This window comes from Pseudomonas stagnisoli, assembly GCF_048595745.1.
Classification (GTDB): domain Bacteria; phylum Pseudomonadota; class Gammaproteobacteria; order Pseudomonadales; family Pseudomonadaceae; genus Aquipseudomonas; species Aquipseudomonas alcaligenes_A.
In genome coordinates this window covers 3,092,618-3,109,970 of sequence record NZ_CP184361.1, presented here as the reverse complement: position 1 = coordinate 3,109,970, position 17,353 = coordinate 3,092,618, and the positions used below count along the sequence as shown (strand labels likewise).

Here is a 17,353-nt window from a genome sequence, read left to right as displayed (position 1 = left end):
TCAGGCCGGTGCGCCGAGTATCAGCAGGGTGGCGATGCTGCCCAGATAGAGGCACCAGAACAGCACGCCGGCGACGATGAAGCCGATGTTGGCTCCCGACATCTGCGCGTTGCCGCTGCCTTGCGGGTCCTGGCTGGCCAGGTTGGCCTGGCGCTGGATGCTGATCATTGGCAGCAGAATGCACAGTTGCAGCAGCATCAGGACGACGTCGAGCAATACCGGCAGGTCCTCGATGCGGGCGCTCACCTGGCCAAGCAGCGCGCTGCCGATGGCCACCACCACATAGAGCGTGGCCGGGCCAGAGCCCAGCAGAGGCTTGCCCTGCTGGCGCAGCTGCTCGTCGATCAGGCCGGACAGGCTGTGCATGTAGAAGATGGAAAAGATCGAGCGCCACACCGGCATGATCTTCTTCGGCAGCATGCGGCTGCGCTGGCTGTCCCACTGCTTGTAGCCCCAGTAGAGGATGTACAGGCCCATGGTGGCGATGAACAGGATGCTCATCTTGCGAATGGAGGTGGTGAAGAAGTGACCCTCGGCGTCGGCCAGCGGGGCGTCGACGAGTTGTGCTTGTGGTGTGCGGTAGAGGTTTTCCATCAGCCTTCCCTGGTGTCGAACGAGCCCTTGCGGGCATCCATCCGGCCCATGCTAGGTGCCGGCTGGCGAGAAAGTCCAGAGCTGGCGCGAGGTGGTCGTTGCGTGCGTGATCCAGGTCAGCAAAGAGTGTTTCCTGGTGCAACAGAGTGCCCCATGGGGCGTCGAATGGCGTAGGCTGAAGTCGTCGCTCAGTGCGACGCATGGTTGAAGTTGAATAAGGAAGGCTTTATGCAAATCCAGGTTCACAGTGATAACCATATCGACGGCAGCGCCCGTCTCGCCAGCTGGGTCAGCGCTACCCTCGGCAGCCAACTGGAGCGCTACGACGAGGAGCTGACCCGTGTCGTCGTGCATTTCAACGACGAGAACGGCAGCAAGGCCGGTGCCCAGGACAAGCGCTGCCAGATCGAGGTCCGGCCCAAGGGGTTGCAGCCGCTGTCCGTGACCCACAAGGCCGAGTCTCTGGAGTTCGCCCTCGATGGCGCCATCGAGAAGCTCGGGCATGCACTCGATCACCAGCTCGGCAAGCTGCGCAACAAGCGTGGACCGAGCCACCGTGATGGCGTCGAGGCAGGTGATGCCGCCGCCCAGGACCAACTGCTGGAAGAGGATTTCCTGGCCGAGCAGCAACTGCGCAACGCCTGATTCCCGCACCATGAAAAACGCCGGCATTCGCCGGCGTTTTTATTTGTCCGCAGGATCAGTCCTGGCGGCTGGTGACTTCCACCAGGTGGTAGCCGAACTGGGTCTTCACCGGACCCTGGACTACGCCGACCGGGGCGCTGAATACCACCTGATCGAATTCGCGAACCATCTGGCCGGGGCCGAAGGAGCCCAGGTTGCCGCCGTCGCGGCTGGACGGGCAGCTGGAGTTGTCCTTGGCCACCTGGGCGAAGTCGGCACCGGCTTCGATGGCGGCTTTCAGTTCGTTGCACTTGGCTTCGCTGGAAACCAGGATGTGGCGGGCGCTGGCGCGGGGCATGGGGTGTCCTCCTGTTGAATAGGCGGCAGAGCCTAACGCAAAGCGCGGCGCTATGGCAGGGCATCCGTCGTGAGACGCTGCTGCAGCCAGTGCTCACGGGTGATTTCCCAGACTTCGCTGGCCAGTCTGCCCGCCACGTAGTCGCTCTCGGCGGTAGCGATCAGGCGCATGCCGCAGCGTTCGGACAGGCGGCGTGAGCCCTGGTTGGCGCAGGCTTTGGTGGCGCGTAGCGATGGCCGCTCAAGGACTTCGAACCAATAGGCCATCACCACCATGAGAGCCTCTTGCATCAGTCCCTGGCCCTGCCACTCGGGAGCGAGCCAGAGTCCACGGTTGTCGTTGGGGGAGTCGTAAAGGCTGATCTGCCCGATCAACTGTCGCGGGTGCTGCTGGAGGCGCAGAGTCCAATGCCATTCTCGGCCCCGTTGCATGGCGGGCAACGCAATGTCGCGTAGATAGAGCAGGGCGCCATCGGCGGGGTAGGGCCAGGGCACGCGGCTGGCCAGGTGGCGGACGATTTCCCACTGCGGAAAGAGCGTCTGGATCGCCGGGGCGTCTTCCAGTTGCAGCGGGCGCAGGGTGAGGCGCGGAGTGCTGAGCGTTGGGAGGGTGGGCATCATCCTTGTCCCTGATGGTTTCCTGTTCACCCATGTTGCCAGCAGATTGCCCGATGGAGCTAGCTGCTGTTGTCTTTATGACAATATGTGGTCATAAGGACATCTATTGTCATGTGTCTATATGACTCTTAATTGCTCAACTTGTTGATTTTAAATAATTATTTTATTGGCATGGGTTCTGTAAGGATCAGGGTATAGAGGGGTTTCACCCTCCAACTCCAGGGAGATGCCGCCATGATCGAGTACCTGAGCTGCCCGAAGAACCTTCTGCGGGTATCCACCCAATTGCTGCTGGCTGGGCTGGCGCTGCTGCTGGTCGGCGTCGTGGTCGCTTACGGCCTGGACAGCCGGCTGAGTATCGCTACCCAGGTGGCGGCGCATTCGGCGGTGATTCTCGGCCCCAGCCTGCTGAAGATCGGTTATGTGATGCGGCTGCTGGCCCAGCACCTGCAACGCAAGGCCGGCTGGGAGCGTTGCTGTGCAAGTGCTTGAGCGCAGCCGGGCCCTGGCCATCGCGCCGCTCTGGCGGATGGGGTTTCGTCCGTTCTTTCTCGGCGGGGCGCTGTTCGCCTTGCTGGCCATGGCCGCCTGGGTGTCGGCGCTGAATGGCTGGCTGGTCTTGCAGCCGCTCGGCGGCTGGCTGGCCTGGCACCGTCATGAAATGCCGTTCGGCTTCGGCCTGGCGATCATCGCCGGCTTCCTGCTCACCTCCGTGCAGACCTGGACCGGCCAGCCGAGCCTGTCCGGGCGTCCGCTGACGCTGTTGTTCGGCTTGTGGCTGGCAGGCCGCCTGGCCTGGTTCCTGCCCATGCCTCTGGCCGCGCTGGCGGCGCTCGAACTGGCCTTCGCCCTGGCTCTGCTGTTGGCCTTCGCTCGGCTGATCCTGCGGGCCCGGCAGTGGCATAACGCCCCGCTCGTGCTGGTGCTGGCGCTGCTTGGTGCCTGCCAGGCGCTGAACCTGTATGGCCTGCTGCTGGTCGACGATAGCCTGCAGCGGCGCGGCGTGCTGGCCGCGCTGTGGCTGGTAGCGGCGCTGATGGCGATCATCGGCGGGCGGGTGATTCCCTTCTTCACTGCACGGGGATTGGGGCTGGCTCGCCAGGTGCCGGCGCGGCCCTGGCTGATGTGGAGTCTGCTGGGCGGTTCGTTGGCGATAGCCGCGACCATTGTCGCCGGCCTTGGCCAGGTTTCCAGCTCCTGGCTGGCGCCGCTGTTCCTCGCCGTGGCCATGCTGCACGGCTTGCGCCTGTGGCAGTGGCGGGCAGGCGGCATCTGGCGCGTGCCGCTGCTGTGGTCGCTGCACCTGGCCTACGCCTGGCTGGCCATCGCTGGATTGCTGATGGCCGCCTGGCACCTGGGCTGGCTGGCGCAGCCGAGCCTGGCCAGCCATGCGCTGGCAGTCGGGGCGATGGGTGGGCTGATCCTGGCCATGCTGGCGCGAGTCAGCCTCGGCCATACCGGGCGTCCACTGCAGCCGCCACCGGCCATGACCTGGGCCTTCGCCCTGCTGCAGGCAGCGGCACTCAGCCGCGTGCTGCTGGCGGCCTTTGCGGTCAGTGGCCTGTGGCTGGCGGCGCTGTGCTGGTGCCTGGCCTTCGGCCTGTTCCTGCGCCATTACGCGGCGATGTTCTGGACGGCGCGGGTCGACGGGCATCCGGGCTGATGGGTGGCAAGGCCTTGCCCCGAGCGGCAAGGCCGTTCCGCTGACTGGCGTTGCCGATACGGCGGCAGCCCAGCAGGCATGGGCTTTTCGGCAAGGTGGCGCGCATTCTGCTTATGACCCTGAAACGGACTTTCGCAGGGCTTCGCCATGACCACCATCAACACCAGCTCGCCGCTGGCCAGTTACCTCGCCAGCGCCGGCAAGGTCACCACTGCAACCACTGCCAGCAGCCAGGAGAAACCGGCCGAGAGCAGCAAGGACCCGATTGCCGAGCTGCGCAGCCTGGCCCGGCAGATGGTGGCGCGCAGCGAGGGCGGGCTGCTGCGCGCGCTCAATGGCGGTGGCAGCCTGCAGCCGAGCATCAGCCAGAGCCTGTCGGGTAGCAAGGCCGGCGAGTCGGGGGCGAAGATCGAGCTGCCCGACGTCGCCGCCATGGACCGCGACGACGCGGCCAAGCTGCTGGTACAGGTCGACAAGCTGATCGACGCGGGCCTCGGTGACAGCAGCAGCTTCGTCGGCTTCAATGCCGGCCAGCAGACCGACTCGCTGGCCACCTACCGCGACTGGCTGCAGGCCAGGGGCGGCGTCAGCATCTACGTTTGATCGCCTGCAGCGTGTAGCTCAGCGGCACGCGCTCGCGTCCGCTGCGCAGCCGCCACTCGCCGTCCGCGCCAAGCGCCATCTGCCCGGGCAGGGCCTCCCAGGGAATGCTGTCGTGCTCATCCAGCGCGCTGATCTGCATGCCGTGGCGCAGCAGGGCGGTGATGATTTCGCCCAGTCCGTGGTTCCACTCATGGGTGATACTGGCGCTCAGTAGCTGGTCCGTCTCCACGTAGGTGTGTTCGTCCTGCCATACCGTGGGCTCGGTGTGCTCGAAGTAGGGGAAGCCGATCACCAGTTGGTCCTCGCAGTCCTCGTCCAGGGCGAACAGCAGCGGATGCCCCTCGCGCAGGAACAGACGCCCGCCGGGCTTGAGCAGGGCCGCCACGTTGCGCGCCCAGCCGTCGATGCGCGGCAGCCAGTTGAGTGCGCCGATGCCGGTGTAGACCAGATCGAAGCTCTCCGTCGGCAGCACGCTGGCGGCGTCATACACCGAGGCTTCGACATAGTCGATGGCCGCGCCGCAGCGCTCGGCCAGGCGGCGTGCCTGGGCCAGCGAGGCGGGCGAGAAGTCCAGGCCGCATACTCGCGCGCCCAGGCGCGCCAGCGACAGGGTGTCGGTGCCGATATGGCATTGCAGGTGTACGGCGCGCAGCCCGGCGATATCGCCCAGGCGCGGCAGATCGAAGCGCACCACCTCTGAGAGATGCTCCGGCTGGCTGACGAACTGCTCGACCTGATAGTCCGGCGAGGCGGCATGCAGGTCGGCGCGCTCGTTCCAGTTGGCGCGGTTCACGTCGAACGATTCGTTCATGGCGGCACTCCTTTGCTCGGGTGGCCGACGGTAGAGCCAAGGGCGTGGCAAGGCAAGGGTGGAATCGCGCATGATGGCGGCCATCGGTTTCAGGGAGGTCCCCATGCGCGCCATTTCATCCGTTCTGCTCATCCTGTCGCTGGGTTTCGGCGGCAGTGCCTTGGCTGCCGACGAGGCGCAACTGGTCGAGGCGATCAACGCCTACCGTGGCCAGGTGCAGCGCTGCGGCGCGCTGGCGTCGCCGGAACTGCCGCCGCTGGCCAGCGATCCGCGCCTGGTACTGCCGGTGGTGGGCGGCGACCTGCAGGACAGTCTGGCGCGCAACGGCTACCCGATGGTCAATGTGCAGGCGATCACCCTGTCCGGTCCGCGCGATGCGCAGAGCGCCATGCAGGCGCTGCGCGAGAGCTTCTGCCGCGTGGTGCTCGATCCGCAGTTCGTCGATGTCGGCGTCAGCCGCGTGGACCGCGACTGGCGCATCGTGCTGGCGCGGCCGCTGCTGGGCGGGCGCCTGGGTGACTGGCAGGCGGAAGGGCAGAAGCTGCTGGAACGGATCAACGCCGCCCGCGCGCAGGCGCGTCAGTGCGGCGGCCAGGCATTTGCCGCCAGCGCGCCGCTGGCCTGGAACGCGACCCTGGCCAGTACCGCCGAGAGCCACAGCCGCGCGATGGCCAACGGTAACTACTTCGACCACCGCGACCGTGACGGCCGCACCCCGGGCGACCGCGCCGAGCTGGCCGGCTACAGCGGCATGCAGATCGGCGAGAACATCGCTGCCGGCCTGGATGCCGCCGACAAGGTGGTGGCCGGCTGGTTGGCCAGCCCCGGCCACTGCGCCAACCTGATGAGCCCGACGTTCAGCGAACTGGGCGCCGGCTACGCGGTGGACCCGAAGAGCGATGCTGGCATCTACTGGACGGCGCTGTTCGGCGCGCCCTGAGCCTGTTTGCACTTTTCACGCAGTAGCGCGAGAGGAATGTCGTCCAGCCCACGGACACGATCGCCGTGGAAGTACGACCAGTAAAACTCCCTGGCTGGAGAGCCTTGGAAGAATACGATGGCGCCATCGCCGTAGACGGTTTTATCGTCCTCATTGATGTAGCGGGAGCGGAGTTCGCTGCCCACTTCATGGCGAATGGTTATGCCAGGTGCCTTTTTCAGATATTCCTGAACAATCTCGCGCAGTCTGCCGTCGTCGGTTTTTTCGATGCGGGTGATGGCGATTGCACTGGCTTGCTCGATCTTCTTGTCCAGCGGCAGGGCATAGAACTCCTCGCCTGGAATAGTCGATGGCGCGTTCGATTCGACGGAGGTTCGGGGCAGTTGGGCGACTTCTTCTTGTTCTTTCACCAGCGTCGAGTCGAGTGACTCCTCGATACGTTCCACCTGTGCGGCGTAGAACTGCGGAAACAGCATGACGACGTAGGGGGCCACTGTGCTGAAGATCAGCGCGGCGGCCGTTACCCACACGGCTAGGGTCAGGCGGCGGATGGGCTTGGCGAGAGGGTGGAACTGCGGATCCTGCGACATGGGAGCGTCCTTGCGAGTAGGTGTCGGCAAGGCTATCGCAAGGCAGTGTGGGGCGTGAAGCGGCGCAGCACCCTGAATGGGTGCTGCGCCTCGCGGGCTCAAGCGAGGTTGAACACCTCGGCCAGGTGCTGCTGGTAGCGCGCCACGTCGCGCTCGATGTTCGGCTGCTTCATCACATCGGTGCAGAGGAAGGTCGGCAGGGCGCGCATGCCGAGGAACTGGTTGGCCTTGTGGAAGGGCAAGTACACCGCGTCCACGCCCTTGGCCTCGAAGAAGTCGCTGGGGTCGTCGAACGCTTGCTGCGGGGCGTTCCAGGTCAGCGACAGCAGGTACTGCTTGCCCTGGATCAGGCCGCCGCTGCCGTACTTCTGCGAGGCGTCCGCGCGGGTGCGGCCGTCGTTGGCGTAGAGGCTGCCGTGGCCGGCGGTGAACACCTCGTCCAGGTACTTCTTCACCGTCCAGGGCGCGCCCATCCACCAGCCGGGCATTTGGTAGATCACCACGTCGGCCCAGAGGATCTTCTGCACTTCCTCATCGATGTCGTAGCCACCGTCGATAAAGGTGGTCTTGATGTCGAAGCCGGCGCGATCGAGGAAGGCGACGGCGGCGTCGTGCAGGGTGGCGTTGTAGCGGCCGTCGGAATGGGCGAACTGCTTGCCGCCGTTGAGGAACAGGATCTTTTTCATGGGAGCCTCCGGGCATCTCGAATGGCCGGCAGGTTACGCAGGCGGGCGCCCCTGAAACAGCCGCCCGTGGGCAAATGATTATTGCTGATATGTCACGAATACTGGTGCTGCTGTTGCGCTAGGGTGTGGGCATCATCCCTTCGGAGTTCACCATGTACGGCTTTATCCTTCACGCCCATACCAAACCCGAACAGGCCGAGGCCTTCGAGCGGTTGTTTCGCGCCTATGTCGAACCCAGCCGTGCCGAGCCGGGCTGTGTGCAGTACCACATGCTGCGCGATGCGGCTGATCCGAGCCTGTTCATCTTCTTCGAGGTGTGGGCGTCACGCGAGGCCTTTGCCGAGCACACGGCCTTGCCGCACATGCGCGCGTTCAGCGAGCGGCGCATGGACTACCTGCAGCGCGACTTCGAGATTCGCGAGATCGAGATGCTCAGCGTCTAGCGCCGCTGCGGCGCGGTGTGTCGGCCCTTGGCAGCCTGCTTCGCGGCTATGTCCATCAGGCGCTGGAACTTGGGGCAGGCCAGGTGGTTGTCAGCGGGGCAGACCGCAGCGTGGCGCAGGCCGTCGCGGATGGCTGTTAGGCGCCGGATGGTCTGGTCCAGTTCGTCGGCCTTGCTGTCCAGTTGCTGGCGGTCGATCTCCGGACCGGCCAGCATCGCGGCGATGTCATCCAGCGAGAAACCGGCCGTGCGCCCCAGGGCAATCAGCGCCAGACGCTGCAGCACCGACTCGCCGAATACCCGCTTCAGGCCGTTGCGGCCGATGGAGCGGATCAGCCCCCGTTCCTCGTAATAGCGCAGGGTCGAGGCTGGCAGGCCGGACCAGCGCGCGACCTTGCCGATGTCCATCTCTTTCATGCGGCAACCTCAAGTGAACTTCAGGTTTGATGCCGACAGGGTAGAGGGTCGGGGCTGGGCCGTCGATAGCCGTCAGTGGCTGTAGCCGGTCGGCTTGTTGCGGATGGTCTTGAGCAGGTCTTCCGGGCTGATGCTGGCGACCATCTTGCTGTGGGCCGCGCTGCCCGGTTGCGGCTGGTTGAGGATATGGCCCTTCATCTTGCCGATGATGTGCATCTCACAGGGCTTGCAGTCGAACTTCAGGGTCAGCACCTCGTCGCCCTGGATCAGCTGCATCGGCGCGACCTTGGTGCGCACGCCGGTGACGCCCTTGGCCTGCTTGGGGCACAGGTTGAAGGAGAAGCGCAGGCAGTGCTTGGTGATCATCACCGGCACTTCGCCTTCTTCCTCGTGGGCCTCGTAGGCGGCGTCGATCAGCTGCACGCCGTGGCGGTGGTAGAAGTCGCGGGCCTTCTGGTTGTAGACGTTGTAGAGGAACGACAGGTGCGCCTCCGGGTACACCGGCGGCGGGCTTGTCTCGGCCTTGCGGCTGCCGCGCGGGTGGGCAGCGATGCGCGCCTCGGTCAGCTTCTCGACGGCTTCGCGGCGCAGCGCCTTGAGCTGCGAGTTGGGCACGAAGAACGCCTGCGGGGCGTCCAGCGTCACGTCCAGGGCGTGGTAATCAGTGGTGCCGAGCTGGGTCAGTAGATCGCGCAGGCCGTCGAGTGCCTGCTCCGGCTTGTTGGCCACGCCGAAGGGGCCGGGCAGCGCTACATCGACGCTGATGCCTTCCTCGCTGGTGGCGGTGAGCCCGAGCTGCTCCTCGCGCAGCACAACCTTCCAGCTCACGCCGATACGGCGCTCAGCCGAGGTCTTCTGCAGCGCCTGCTGCCAGTTGTGGTCGAGGTTGCGCGACAGTGGGTGGTTCGGGCGCAGACGGAACAGGCCCTCGGGCATCTCGTTGGGCTCGACGCGGTAGCGGTAGCGCGGCTCGCCATCCTCTTCGAATTCGTTCTTCAGCTCGGCGATGTTGGCGCGGAAGCCGACCACCTCGCGCTTGACCAGCACGTTGAGGCCGTCGCCGTTGGACAGCGGGGTGTCGGTGACGGCGATCAGGTCACGCTTGCCCACCTTCTCGACATGCCCCACCGGCAGGCCGGTGAAGGTCGGCGAGTCGAAGGCGCCGATGTCGACCTTGCGCTCGGTGACGAAGTAGTCGGTGCTGCCGCGGTGGAAGGTCTTGTCCGGATCGGGCTGGAAGAAGTGTGCGGTGCGGCCGCTGGAGGCGCGGGCCAGGTCCGGGCGGTCTTCGAGGATGGCGTCGAGCAGCTGGCGGTAGTGGGCGGTGATGTTCTTCACGTAGCCCATGTCCTTGTAGCGCCCCTCGATCTTGAACGAGCGCACGCCGGCTTCGACCAGTGCGCGCAGGTTGGCGCTTTGGTTGTTGTCCTTCATCGACAACAGGTGTTTCTCGAAGGCCACCACGCGGCCCTGGTCGTCCTTCAGGGTGTACGGCAGGCGGCAGGCCTGCGAGCAATCGCCACGGTTGGCGCTGCGGCCGGTCTGCGCGTGGGAAATGTTGCACTGGCCGGAGAAGGCCACGCACAGCGCGCCGTGGATGAAGAACTCGATGGAGGCTTCGGTGGCGTCGGCGATGGCGCGGATTTCCTGCAGGTTCAGCTCGCGCGCCAGCACCAGCTGGGAGAAGCCGGCCTGGTCGAGGAACTTGGCCCGGTCCAGGGTGCGGATGTCGGTCTGGGTGCTGGCATGCAGCTCGATCGGCGGGATATCCAGCTCCATCACGCCCATGTCCTGCACGATCAGCGCATCGACGCCAGCGTCGTAGAGCTGGTGGATCAGCGTGCGCACCTGCTCCAGCTCGTCGTCGTGGAAGATGGTGTTGAGGGTGGTGAACACCCGCGCGTGGTAGCGGCGGGCGAACTTCACCAGCTCGGCGATATCGCTCACCTCGTTGCAGGCGTTGTGCCGCGCGCCGAAGCTCGGCCCGCCGATGTACACGGCATCGGCCCCATGCAGGATGGCCTCCCGCGCGATGGCGACATCGCGGGCAGGGCTGAGCAGTTCCAGATGGTTCTTCGGCAAGGACATGGTGTTTCTTCTTTATAGGCGTGGCACGGCAAGGCGCGCATTGTAGCGGGAGGCGGGGAGGGTGGCACCCTGAGGTGCCTAGTGGTCGCGTGGTAAACGGAGGGGGTCTATGCGGAGCGGCGCTGCAGCAGCACCTGCAGCCTGTTCAGCCAGGGGGCGTAGCCGTGCTTGCCGAGCCAATAGATAAGGGCGGTAGGGGCAACGCCCAGAAGCATTTCAACGCTTCTCAGTGTGGTCCAGACATCCTTCATCCCTAGCGGGTAGCCCGCGGAGAAAGAGGCCCAAAGCAGGAGCACGGCGGGATACAGGATGTCCGTGAAGGCGAAGGCCAAAACGATCAGGGCCGAAAAGATCAGCATCGGCTCCGTGACCCGATTGCGATAAAGAAAGTTGATTGCAGCAGGCATCGATAGGGCGGTGAGAACCCACTCTGCGCCTCTTCCCGGCATGGCGGGCGAGTGGAGGTACATCACACCTGCAGTCGCCACTGTGGCGAAGCCCATGGCGATTGGCCCCCAGTCGCGCCTGCGCCATGTAAGGAGGGCGCAGCAGCCAATCAGTGCTGCGCAGGCATAGAGAAACGGTGGCCAGTAGAACCCCAGGCGGATGAATGGGGACATGGCCAGGATGTTCGAGATCACCAGGACAGGGACTATGAGCGCCAGAATGGCGAGCTTGAGCAGCAGGATCAGCGCGATCTTCGCAAGCGGGTGGCGCGGGGGCATCGGGCGTCCTTGTCGATGGTGCAGGCCTGGAGTGTCGGTGAAATCCGCAGCTCCAGACAACCGCAGGACGCCCTCGCTAGCCGCTCAGCGCTTCGTCGCGGTGCTGCTGTTTTCGGCGGCAGACCAGATGCGGTAGCGCACCTGCACATCGGCCGGGGTGTAGACCACCAGCGGCAGCTTGCTGTTGTAGCGCACCAGCAGCGGCTCGCCGCCCACGGTGACGAAGGCCTTGCGGCGGCTTTCATCCGGGCAGGCCATCAGGGGGCTCATGCCCGGGCCGACCTGCTCCAGTTCGTAATAGTCGTAGCCCCAGCCCTGCACGCTCTTGCGTTGCCACTGGCCAGCCAGATGCTGCTGGTTGCAGTCCACGTCCAGGGTCTTGCCGGCGATCAGCTCCACCCGGTAGTCGGCCTCGTTGGCCTGGGGCGGCACCTCGATCACATGGCGCTGCTGACCCTCGCCGGCCTGCGGGTAGGGCTTGATGATTTCCGGCGTGGCTGCGCAGGCAGCCAGTGGGAGCAGGCAGGCGAGGGCGAAGAGCGGGAGCGGGCGAAGGGTCATGGTGTGTCCTTGCTGTGTGGTCCTGGAGGGCTGTCCGGCGAAGGCCGGGGCTGGTGAGACTGCTGGTTATTCCATCAGGTTCCCTGGGGAATCTCGCCGCAGAAGATGTCCTGGCTGCCATCCGCCGGCGCGGTGCGCAGCACCAGCGCGTGCGGCGTGGCGCGCAGCGCGGCCAGTGGCACCTTGGCGATGCGCGACAGCCGCCAGCCATCGGCCGAGCCGCGGTGCTCGGTCAGCACCGTGTTGTTCAACGCGTGGCTCGGCTGCGTGCCCCTTGCCGCGCAGCTGCCGGGGTAGACATAGGCGAACAGGCGCACCGGCAAGGTCACGCCGAAGGGCACGCCGCTGACGAAGATCGACACGTCGGTCAGCTCGCCGCGCGGCGACAGCGTGGCCTGGCCGATCCGGCCGGCGTTCTTCGCCGTGCCGGTCAGGCGCATCTGCACATGCTCGCCGCCGCCGTGGCTGGTGCAGCCGCTCAGGGCGAAGGCGAGCAGCGTTGCCGAGAACGCGATCATGCGCATGGGGCCGCTCCTGTGTGGTGTGTCGGGGCTCAGTGTAGGCGGCGCGAGGCGGCCAGCGCTTCGGCCTGGCGGGTCAGCTGGTCGAGCAGACGGTCGCGCTGCTTCTCCGCATCGCGCATCGCCCGCTCGCCATGTTGCTTGACCAGGTAACTGTGGATCTGCCGCACCTCCTTGGACTGGAAGATCGGCGCCAGGTCCTGCACCGCCACCCAGCCATCCGATGCCTTACGCCGGGTATTCATCAACACCTGTGGCCCGCGCGCGCCAAGGACGTTGAAGCCCATCGCCTCAAAGGTCGGCACCCGGTCTGCCACGCAGGCCAGCGCCGCATGCGGATGCAGCAGCTGCATCTGCTGCAGCATGGCGCGGGCGATGCCCTGGCGGCGGTGGCTGGCCTGTACGGCGCTGTAGACGAGGGTGCAGGCCTCGGGATCATCCGGGCTGGGCAGGTAGAGGGCGAAGCCCAGTACGCGCGATGGGTCTTCATCGTCGAGGGCGAGGATCATCCGGGCGCTGCTGGCCGGCTCGCTGCCCATGGCCTGCAGGTAGAGGTGTACCTCGTAGCCGATGACGTACTGGTACAGCTGGTACAGCGGGTTGCTCGACGTCAGCGGGGCCGGGCTGAGGTCGCTGAAGTAGTCGACCACCATCTGCAGCACCTGGCTTTTCAGCGATTCGGGCGGCGGGGTGGTGAGGTGGGTGAGGGTGAACATCTAGGCGAGTACTCCGGGGATGCCCCGATCGGTGGTCTGGCATTGTACGGCCATACCAACCGATCGGGCGCCCGGGGCTAGCGAACGCTCAGCAGGCCCTGTTGCGCGGCCTCTTCCAGGCTGCTGCGAGCCAGTTGCGTCAACACGTTGTCCAGCGATTCGTTGAAGGGCAGGGCGAAGATCAGCAGCAGCTGCATCCAGGTGGTCGTGGTTTCTTCCTTCTCGATGCGGCCCAGTACCTTGCCCTGGCCATCCTTGAACACGGTTTCCATGGTCAGCGTGTTGTCGTACTTGCCGGGGATGACGAACAGGGTGAAGCCGGTGATGAAGGCGCCGACCATGCTGCCGCGTTCATGGTTGGTGATTTGTACGGTGGCATAGATATCGGAGGTCTGCTGCTCGAGGGTGACGCGCTCGAACTGCTGGCTGCTCTGGTATTCCTTGAGCACGAACTCCGCCAGCTTGGCCTGATTCAGGTTGGCACCGGTAGGCGCGCCATTGAGCAGGTGCTGACCTTCCACCTTGAGGTAGAGGCTTGGCTTGGCGCCGCTGGTGGCGACCGGCGGCCACTGTTTGACCGGGGTCAGATCGTCATGCGAGTAAGTGGCGCAGCCGGTGAGGTTGAGCAGCAGCGTGGTCAGCAGCAGGGTCAGAATCCGGTTCATTGGGCGTTTCCTTGTGGGGCAGTGGGCAGTTGTCGGAGGCTGTCTTGCAGCAACTCCTCGACCAGTTGGTTGAGTTGGGTGGCACCGAGGGCCAGGTTGAAGTAGTCGTCATCCCACAGCCCGGTGTTCTGCTTGAGCTGTAGCGTCTTCTGGCTGCTGGCGAGGGTTTTGCCGTGCGCATCCGTGAAGACCAGGGCGCCGGTCAGGTCGTACTTGTCGACGTAGATCGGGCCGTTGAACCAGATCCAGCCGGTCAGGGTCAGGATGGCGCCGGGGAAATAGCCCGGGTGTGGCGAGCGCTTGCCCTTGAGGGAGCTGAACTCCAGTTTGAGCAGGGCATCTTGTTCGCCCAGCTTGGCCGGGAAGCTGATGACTTCACGGAAGTACTCGCCGCGTTCCAGGCGTTTGTTCAGCTGTGCGGTGAACTGGCTGCCCAGGTTCTTGCGGACTTCGGCGTTGATGCTGTTGTCGGAGACCACCACGTCATCGACCATCACGGCCTGTTGGCGGGGGCTGCTGGCTTTGTCTGCGGGCTCGCTGATCGGGCCGGCGGGGTTGAAGGAGACGCAGCCGGTGAGGCTCAGGCTGAGCAGGGCTGCTGCAACGTAATGCAGGGTTTTCATTGAGCGTCCTTGTTCATGGAGGCGATGTGCCACTTTTTGGGTGGGCGCCATTCTAGCGATTGCTGCGGGTAAGGGAAGCGCTGCTTATAGCGGGCCAGAGCGGCGCATTTATTGGGGGCGTGGGGACGTCGCCCCCGATTTGAGTAGCGCTCAGCTTTAGAGTCCAATCCCAGTAACCAGGAGACCGGACATGAATAAGCGTTTCACTGGAGAGCAAATCATTGGCTTCCTACGAGAAGCCGAGGCCAGACTGCCGATCAAGGAGCTGTGTCGTCGGCACGGCTTTTCAGATGCCAGTTACTACCTCTGCCCAAAGCCATCCTCACTGACAATGGCAAGGAGTTCTGTGGTCGGGCCATGATGACCTGGGCTCAGCAGCGGGGTGCGCAGCTGTCCCTGATTGAGCCAGGAAAGCCCAATCAAAACGCCTACATAGAATCGTTTTACGGGCGCTTTCGTGATGAATGCCTGAACGAATACTGGTTCACCAGCCTGCCGCACGCCAAGGAAGTGATTCAGTCCTGGCGGAGGGAATACAGCAAAGAGAGACCTAAGAAAGGGCTTGGTGGGTTAACGCCATCGGTCTTTGCCGAGCAACTGGCCACGAAAGCCGTTACATTGATCTAGGACTCTAAAGCCAGCTGCTATTGCAGATGGGGATACGTCTTTTTTGACTTTTTGAGGACTATCTTTTTCCAATTTATCTCGGTTCTTTTTAGTGAGTCTTTGGTTGAGCGGCTGATGTAAACAGGGTGGAGGTTGTATCTTGAAGATAGTGTTAAAAGCTCTTCTAGAGTGATGGGGTACATGATTCGGTTTTCATCTTGCTTGCCTAATCTTAGTGTGATAGCAAGGTGGCCTTCATTTTCTAAGAGCTCTGAAATTCTTTTGATTGAACTTTCGCGTTGCTGGGGAGGTATGTGCATCCAGACGGCGCTGAGAAGTATAAAGCTAAAGGAGGTTTTCCCTAAAGACAGTAACTGGGGAAGTGCATCCATTTTCCATGCAATTGTTTTTTTTACATCTCGTGCTTCAGCAAGACGGAGCATCTCTTTGCTTGGGTCAACTGCTGTGACGGAGTAGCCGCGTTTAGCTAGCGCCCTGGCGTCCCTCCCCGAGCCGCAGCCAATGTCGAGGACTCTTGCTGCTGCTTGTTTTGGTAAGAACCTTATGAAGGGTCTGTGTACGCTGGAAAAGTAGATTTTGTTATAGGTCTGGAAGAAAACATCACTGCGTTGGTCGTAGCTGCTCCATGGCTTATTTAGATGGTTGCTCATTCTTTATAATTTCAATTTTTTCAGGATATAAGTAGTTGTTGGTGGTGTCTGAATTATTTGTTTTAGTGGTTGTTGTGGGTAAATATATGGCTGCTAGCAGGCTGAGGGTGAGTGCGGCAAGGAGGAGAAGCGTCCAGCACCAGACAACTATATTTTTTCCATGCTTTCGCTCAATTTGATTGAATTTGTTTTGAAGAGCGATTTGTATATCGATAACCGCACGAAGTCGCCAAATGACAACAATGGTCAAAAAGTTTACCGCTGCTGCAAACAAGAGAGCTAGTGATCTGGCGCGGTCATTTGGGATAGACAGAGCCCCGTACCAAATTCCACCTGTGATAGCGATTACCATGCCCGGTACTTGCCAGAGCAGCTGATTGAGGGCACGTAGATGCTGGCCAGCTTCCAGAAAGGCCAGCTCCTGCTTTTTAAACTGCCATTTCAGCTTTTCCAGCATGACGGCATTCTGGTGCTTAATCGTTTCTAGCTTGGCTTCGTCTGTCATCGTTTCCGGCCACCTGTTTCCTTGGACATGGAGTCTAACGGGAAGCGCTAGGTGAGGGTACAGATGGCTGGCAGGGCGCAGTGGCTAGCAGTTCTCAGTGGCTTTCAGCGACAATACGCCGCTCATCGCGCAGACCTTGCCTGTACGTGTGAAACCAGACATTTGTATGTCTCGAAATACACAAACATGCTAAGGTTTCGGCCCTTATGGTCAGCGCCTTCTCCTATACCTTTCCGGCAATCCGCGGCGTGCAGGCGGGACGGGAATTCTACGTCTCGATGTGCCCGCTCAGGCTGCTTGCCAAGCTCTTCGTTTTTGACAACGAAGAGCTTATGCCAGAGCTGCGTGCTCAGCGCTCGATCAACAAGTCCCGCGTGCCCGAGATTGCCCGCTACATCGTTGCGAACTCGGATAACTACACCTTCTCCGCCATCACTGCCTCCATCGACGGCAAGGTGGCTTTCGAGCCGGTTGGAACGAACGATACCAACAGCTTTCGCATGGGCACCCTGAAAGTCGATCTGGATGCCAAGTTCATCGTCAACGATGGTCAGCATCGGCGGGCCGCTATCGAGCAAGCGCTGGAAGCTAAGCCTGAGCTTGGTGATGAAACCATCGCTGTGGTCTTCTTCCATGATCGTGGTTTGCAACGTTGCCAGCAGATGTTTGCGGACTTGAACCGGCATGCGGTCAAGCCTTCTCCTTCATTGGGTGTTCTGTATGACCACCGAAGCGCTGCCGCTAATGTCGCCAAGCATCTGGGGCTTACCTCAAAGGTATTCCGCAATCTGATCGAAGCTGAACGTTCCTCCCTTTCCGCACGCTCGCGCAAGCTGTTCACATTGAGCGCCTTGCACTTCGCCATCTTGGAAATGCTGAGTGAGAAAGAGCTCGAGGATTTTGCCGCAGCCTCGCAAAAATGCCTTGCTTACTGGGAAACCGTTGGCGAGCTGATACCCGAGTGGGTACATGTGCGCAACGGCAAGATGACGGCCGGGGAAGTACGGCAGGATTTCATCCACTCGCACGCCATCGTGCTGCAGGCGCTGGGGCGGGTCGGTAAGTGCGTTTACCAGAGCGGCCAATCCGATCTGAAGCAGGCGCTGAACAAGCTCAGCGACATCGACTGGTCACGCAAGAACATCGGTACCTGGGAGGGTAGGGCTATGACTGGCGGGCGTATGACCAAGAACAGCCAGAACGTCACCCTGACCTGTAATCAAATCAAATGCTCCCTTGGGTTGCCTCTGACCCAGGAAGAGCAGGACATCGAAAATGCCTTTCTCGCTGCTCAGCGGGAAAGATCTTGAGTTTTAAGCGGAAGCCC

24 protein-coding genes and 1 pseudogene are annotated in these 17,353 nt (G+C 62.9%); 9 read left to right on the top strand and 16 right to left on the bottom strand.

Annotated features, from left to right (window positions below; genetic code table 11):
• Window positions 1-594, bottom strand: a complete 594-nt coding sequence (locus ACOAPY_RS15070; RefSeq protein ID WP_465153830.1) for an MFS transporter permease — start codon at window positions 592-594, stop codon at window positions 1-3.
• A 228-nt stretch (window positions 595-822) separates the two neighbouring features.
• Between ACOAPY_RS15070 and ACOAPY_RS15065 the strand changes: the two genes are divergently transcribed.
• A complete protein-coding gene (locus ACOAPY_RS15065; protein ID WP_021699250.1) occupies window positions 823-1,239 on the top strand; it encodes an HPF/RaiA family ribosome-associated protein in 417 nt (138 codons plus the stop codon).
• Between the two features lie 55 nt (window positions 1,240-1,294).
• Here ACOAPY_RS15065 and ACOAPY_RS15060 read toward each other — a convergent pair whose 3' ends face one another.
• Complete coding sequence (locus ACOAPY_RS15060; protein ID WP_021699249.1) at window positions 1,295-1,576, bottom strand: peptidylprolyl isomerase; 282 nt, start codon at window positions 1,574-1,576, stop codon at window positions 1,295-1,297.
• A 50-nt stretch (window positions 1,577-1,626) separates the two neighbouring features.
• Window positions 1,627-2,193, bottom strand: coding sequence for a GNAT family N-acetyltransferase (locus ACOAPY_RS15055; RefSeq protein WP_465156820.1), 567 nt, complete (start codon window positions 2,191-2,193; stop codon window positions 1,627-1,629).
• A 234-nt stretch (window positions 2,194-2,427) separates the two neighbouring features.
• Between ACOAPY_RS15055 and ACOAPY_RS15050 the strand changes: the two genes are divergently transcribed.
• The 3 genes from ACOAPY_RS15050 to ACOAPY_RS15040 all read left to right on the top strand — a co-directional run bounded on the left by ACOAPY_RS15050 (window position 2,428) and on the right by ACOAPY_RS15040 (window position 4,459).
• The gene (locus ACOAPY_RS15050; protein WP_280002007.1) at window positions 2,428-2,685 is read left to right on the top strand and encodes a transmembrane sensor/regulator PpyR; all 258 of its coding nucleotides are present in this window, start codon (window positions 2,428-2,430) and stop codon (window positions 2,683-2,685) included.
• Window positions 2,672-3,856: an NnrS family protein gene (locus ACOAPY_RS15045; RefSeq protein WP_465153829.1), complete on the top strand. Its 1,185-nt coding sequence runs from the start codon at window positions 2,672-2,674 to the stop codon at window positions 3,854-3,856. The genes ACOAPY_RS15050 and ACOAPY_RS15045 overlap by 14 nt, the downstream gene beginning before the upstream one ends.
• Before the next feature lie 147 nt (window positions 3,857-4,003).
• Complete coding sequence (locus ACOAPY_RS15040; RefSeq protein WP_374559397.1) at window positions 4,004-4,459, top strand: hypothetical protein; 456 nt, start codon at window positions 4,004-4,006, stop codon at window positions 4,457-4,459.
• On the opposite strand, the gene ACOAPY_RS15035 is transcribed toward ACOAPY_RS15040, so the two are convergent.
• Window positions 4,443-5,270: a class I SAM-dependent methyltransferase gene (locus ACOAPY_RS15035; RefSeq protein WP_465153828.1), complete on the bottom strand. Its 828-nt coding sequence runs from the start codon at window positions 5,268-5,270 to the stop codon at window positions 4,443-4,445. The two genes, ACOAPY_RS15040 and ACOAPY_RS15035, sit on opposite strands and share 17 nt — an antisense overlap.
• Before the next feature lie 103 nt (window positions 5,271-5,373).
• Here ACOAPY_RS15035 and ACOAPY_RS15030 point away from each other — a divergent pair, with 103 nt between their 5' ends.
• A complete protein-coding gene (locus ACOAPY_RS15030; RefSeq protein ID WP_465153827.1) occupies window positions 5,374-6,210 on the top strand; it encodes a CAP domain-containing protein in 837 nt (278 codons plus the stop codon).
• On the opposite strand, the gene ACOAPY_RS15025 is transcribed toward ACOAPY_RS15030, so the two are convergent.
• Together ACOAPY_RS15025 and mdaB are read right to left on the bottom strand one after the other, a co-directional pair.
• Entirely contained in the window at window positions 6,180-6,800 is a 621-nt protein-coding gene (locus ACOAPY_RS15025; RefSeq protein ID WP_465153826.1) for a hypothetical protein, read from the bottom strand. The two genes, ACOAPY_RS15030 and ACOAPY_RS15025, sit on opposite strands and share 31 nt — an antisense overlap.
• Window positions 6,801-6,898: 98 nt before the next feature.
• Window positions 6,899-7,486, bottom strand: coding sequence for an NADPH:quinone oxidoreductase MdaB (gene mdaB / locus ACOAPY_RS15020; protein ID WP_465153825.1), 588 nt, complete (start codon window positions 7,484-7,486; stop codon window positions 6,899-6,901).
• A 152-nt stretch (window positions 7,487-7,638) separates the two neighbouring features.
• Between mdaB and ACOAPY_RS15015 the strand changes: the two genes are divergently transcribed.
• Window positions 7,639-7,929, top strand: a complete 291-nt coding sequence (locus tag ACOAPY_RS15015; protein ID WP_465153824.1) for a putative quinol monooxygenase — start codon at window positions 7,639-7,641, stop codon at window positions 7,927-7,929.
• Here ACOAPY_RS15015 and ACOAPY_RS15010 read toward each other — a convergent pair.
• The 8 genes from ACOAPY_RS15010 to ACOAPY_RS14975 form a co-directional block, all read right to left on the bottom strand.
• On the bottom strand, window positions 7,926-8,345 hold the full coding sequence (locus tag ACOAPY_RS15010) for a helix-turn-helix domain-containing protein (RefSeq protein ID WP_465153823.1): 420 nt from the start codon (window positions 8,343-8,345) through the stop codon (window positions 7,926-7,928). The two genes, ACOAPY_RS15015 and ACOAPY_RS15010, sit on opposite strands and share 4 nt — an antisense overlap.
• Window positions 8,346-8,417: 72 nt before the next feature.
• The gene (locus tag ACOAPY_RS15005; protein WP_465153822.1) at window positions 8,418-10,433 is read right to left on the bottom strand and encodes a peptidase U32 family protein; all 2,016 of its coding nucleotides are present in this window, start codon (window positions 10,431-10,433) and stop codon (window positions 8,418-8,420) included.
• 107 nt (window positions 10,434-10,540) lie between these two features.
• The gene (locus tag ACOAPY_RS15000; protein ID WP_465153821.1) at window positions 10,541-11,158 is read right to left on the bottom strand and encodes a hypothetical protein; all 618 of its coding nucleotides are present in this window, start codon (window positions 11,156-11,158) and stop codon (window positions 10,541-10,543) included.
• 84 nt (window positions 11,159-11,242) lie between these two features.
• Window positions 11,243-11,719, bottom strand: a complete 477-nt coding sequence (gene eco, locus ACOAPY_RS14995; protein ID WP_465153820.1) for a serine protease inhibitor ecotin — start codon at window positions 11,717-11,719, stop codon at window positions 11,243-11,245.
• A 74-nt stretch (window positions 11,720-11,793) separates the two neighbouring features.
• A complete protein-coding gene (locus ACOAPY_RS14990) occupies window positions 11,794-12,243 on the bottom strand; it encodes a hypothetical protein (RefSeq protein WP_465153819.1) in 450 nt (149 codons plus the stop codon).
• Between the two features lie 29 nt (window positions 12,244-12,272).
• Window positions 12,273-12,956: a GNAT family N-acetyltransferase gene (locus ACOAPY_RS14985; protein ID WP_465153818.1), complete on the bottom strand. Its 684-nt coding sequence runs from the start codon at window positions 12,954-12,956 to the stop codon at window positions 12,273-12,275.
• A gap of 77 nt (window positions 12,957-13,033) precedes the next feature.
• Window positions 13,034-13,621 carry a hypothetical protein gene (locus ACOAPY_RS14980; protein WP_465153817.1) on the bottom strand — a complete coding sequence of 196 codons (588 nt, stop codon included), beginning with the start codon at window positions 13,619-13,621 and terminating at the stop codon, window positions 13,034-13,036.
• Entirely contained in the window at window positions 13,618-14,244 is a 627-nt protein-coding gene (locus ACOAPY_RS14975) for a hypothetical protein (protein ID WP_465153816.1), read from the bottom strand. The genes ACOAPY_RS14980 and ACOAPY_RS14975 overlap by 4 nt, the downstream gene beginning before the upstream one ends.
• A 190-nt stretch (window positions 14,245-14,434) precedes the next feature.
• Between ACOAPY_RS14975 and ACOAPY_RS14970 the strand changes: the two genes are divergently transcribed.
• Both ACOAPY_RS14970 and ACOAPY_RS14965 read left to right on the top strand, forming a co-directional pair.
• The gene (locus ACOAPY_RS14970; RefSeq protein WP_465153815.1) at window positions 14,435-14,605 is read left to right on the top strand and encodes a transposase; all 171 of its coding nucleotides are present in this window, start codon (window positions 14,435-14,437) and stop codon (window positions 14,603-14,605) included.
• Window positions 14,551-14,871, top strand: a pseudogene (locus ACOAPY_RS14965) (transposase family protein); the annotation flags it as partial. The gene ACOAPY_RS14970 and the pseudogene ACOAPY_RS14965, both read left to right, overlap by 55 nt.
• Window positions 14,872-14,888: 17 nt before the next feature.
• On the opposite strand, the gene ACOAPY_RS14960 reads toward ACOAPY_RS14965, so the two are convergent.
• Together ACOAPY_RS14960 and ACOAPY_RS14955 are read right to left on the bottom strand one after the other, a co-directional pair.
• Window positions 14,889-15,521, bottom strand: a complete 633-nt coding sequence (locus tag ACOAPY_RS14960; protein ID WP_465153814.1) for a class I SAM-dependent methyltransferase — start codon at window positions 15,519-15,521, stop codon at window positions 14,889-14,891.
• Window positions 15,502-16,026 carry a hypothetical protein gene (locus ACOAPY_RS14955; RefSeq protein ID WP_465153813.1) on the bottom strand — a complete coding sequence of 175 codons (525 nt, stop codon included), beginning with the start codon at window positions 16,024-16,026 and terminating at the stop codon, window positions 15,502-15,504. The genes ACOAPY_RS14960 and ACOAPY_RS14955 overlap by 20 nt, the downstream gene beginning before the upstream one ends.
• A 206-nt stretch (window positions 16,027-16,232) precedes the next feature.
• On the opposite strand from ACOAPY_RS14955, the gene dndB reads away from it, so the two are divergent.
• Window positions 16,233-17,336: a DNA sulfur modification protein DndB gene (gene dndB, locus ACOAPY_RS14950; protein ID WP_465153812.1), complete on the top strand. Its 1,104-nt coding sequence runs from the start codon at window positions 16,233-16,235 to the stop codon at window positions 17,334-17,336.
• Window positions 17,337-17,353 lie beyond the last annotated feature (17 nt).

Bases quoted from the DNA above. Each gene is read 5' to 3' on its own strand.
- ACOAPY_RS15070 (WP_465153830.1), bottom strand. From the start codon at position 594: ATGGAAAACCTCTACCGCACACCACAAGCACAACTCGTCGACGCCCCG.
- ACOAPY_RS15065 (WP_021699250.1), top strand. From the start codon at position 823: ATGCAAATCCAGGTTCACAGTGATAACCATATCGACGGCAGCGCCCGT.
- ACOAPY_RS15060 (WP_021699249.1), bottom strand. From the start codon at position 1,576: ATGCCCCGCGCCAGCGCCCGCCACATCCTGGTTTCCAGCGAAGCCAAG.
- ACOAPY_RS15055 (WP_465156820.1), bottom strand. From the start codon at position 2,193: ATGCCCACCCTCCCAACGCTCAGCACTCCGCGCCTCACCCTGCGCCCG.
- ACOAPY_RS15050 (WP_280002007.1), top strand. From the start codon at position 2,428: ATGATCGAGTACCTGAGCTGCCCGAAGAACCTTCTGCGGGTATCCACC.
- ACOAPY_RS15040 (WP_374559397.1), top strand. From the start codon at position 4,004: ATGACCACCATCAACACCAGCTCGCCGCTGGCCAGTTACCTCGCCAGC.
- ACOAPY_RS15035 (WP_465153828.1), bottom strand. From the start codon at position 5,270: ATGAACGAATCGTTCGACGTGAACCGCGCCAACTGGAACGAGCGCGCC.
- ACOAPY_RS15030 (WP_465153827.1), top strand. From the start codon at position 5,374: ATGCGCGCCATTTCATCCGTTCTGCTCATCCTGTCGCTGGGTTTCGGC.
- ACOAPY_RS15025 (WP_465153826.1), bottom strand. From the start codon at position 6,800: ATGTCGCAGGATCCGCAGTTCCACCCTCTCGCCAAGCCCATCCGCCGC.
- mdaB (WP_465153825.1), bottom strand. From the start codon at position 7,486: ATGAAAAAGATCCTGTTCCTCAACGGCGGCAAGCAGTTCGCCCATTCC.
- ACOAPY_RS15015 (WP_465153824.1), top strand. From the start codon at position 7,639: ATGTACGGCTTTATCCTTCACGCCCATACCAAACCCGAACAGGCCGAG.
- ACOAPY_RS15010 (WP_465153823.1), bottom strand. From the start codon at position 8,345: ATGAAAGAGATGGACATCGGCAAGGTCGCGCGCTGGTCCGGCCTGCCA.
- ACOAPY_RS15005 (WP_465153822.1), bottom strand. From the start codon at position 10,433: ATGTCCTTGCCGAAGAACCATCTGGAACTGCTCAGCCCTGCCCGCGAT.
- ACOAPY_RS15000 (WP_465153821.1), bottom strand. From the start codon at position 11,158: ATGCCCCCGCGCCACCCGCTTGCGAAGATCGCGCTGATCCTGCTGCTC.
- eco (WP_465153820.1), bottom strand. From the start codon at position 11,719: ATGACCCTTCGCCCGCTCCCGCTCTTCGCCCTCGCCTGCCTGCTCCCA.
- ACOAPY_RS14990 (WP_465153819.1), bottom strand. From the start codon at position 12,243: ATGCGCATGATCGCGTTCTCGGCAACGCTGCTCGCCTTCGCCCTGAGC.
- ACOAPY_RS14985 (WP_465153818.1), bottom strand. From the start codon at position 12,956: ATGTTCACCCTCACCCACCTCACCACCCCGCCGCCCGAATCGCTGAAA.
- ACOAPY_RS14980 (WP_465153817.1), bottom strand. From the start codon at position 13,621: ATGAACCGGATTCTGACCCTGCTGCTGACCACGCTGCTGCTCAACCTC.
- ACOAPY_RS14975 (WP_465153816.1), bottom strand. From the start codon at position 14,244: ATGAAAACCCTGCATTACGTTGCAGCAGCCCTGCTCAGCCTGAGCCTC.
- ACOAPY_RS14970 (WP_465153815.1), top strand. From the start codon at position 14,435: ATGAATAAGCGTTTCACTGGAGAGCAAATCATTGGCTTCCTACGAGAA.
- ACOAPY_RS14960 (WP_465153814.1), bottom strand. From the start codon at position 15,521: ATGAGCAACCATCTAAATAAGCCATGGAGCAGCTACGACCAACGCAGT.
- ACOAPY_RS14955 (WP_465153813.1), bottom strand. From the start codon at position 16,026: ATGACAGACGAAGCCAAGCTAGAAACGATTAAGCACCAGAATGCCGTC.
- dndB (WP_465153812.1), top strand. From the start codon at position 16,233: ATGGTCAGCGCCTTCTCCTATACCTTTCCGGCAATCCGCGGCGTGCAG.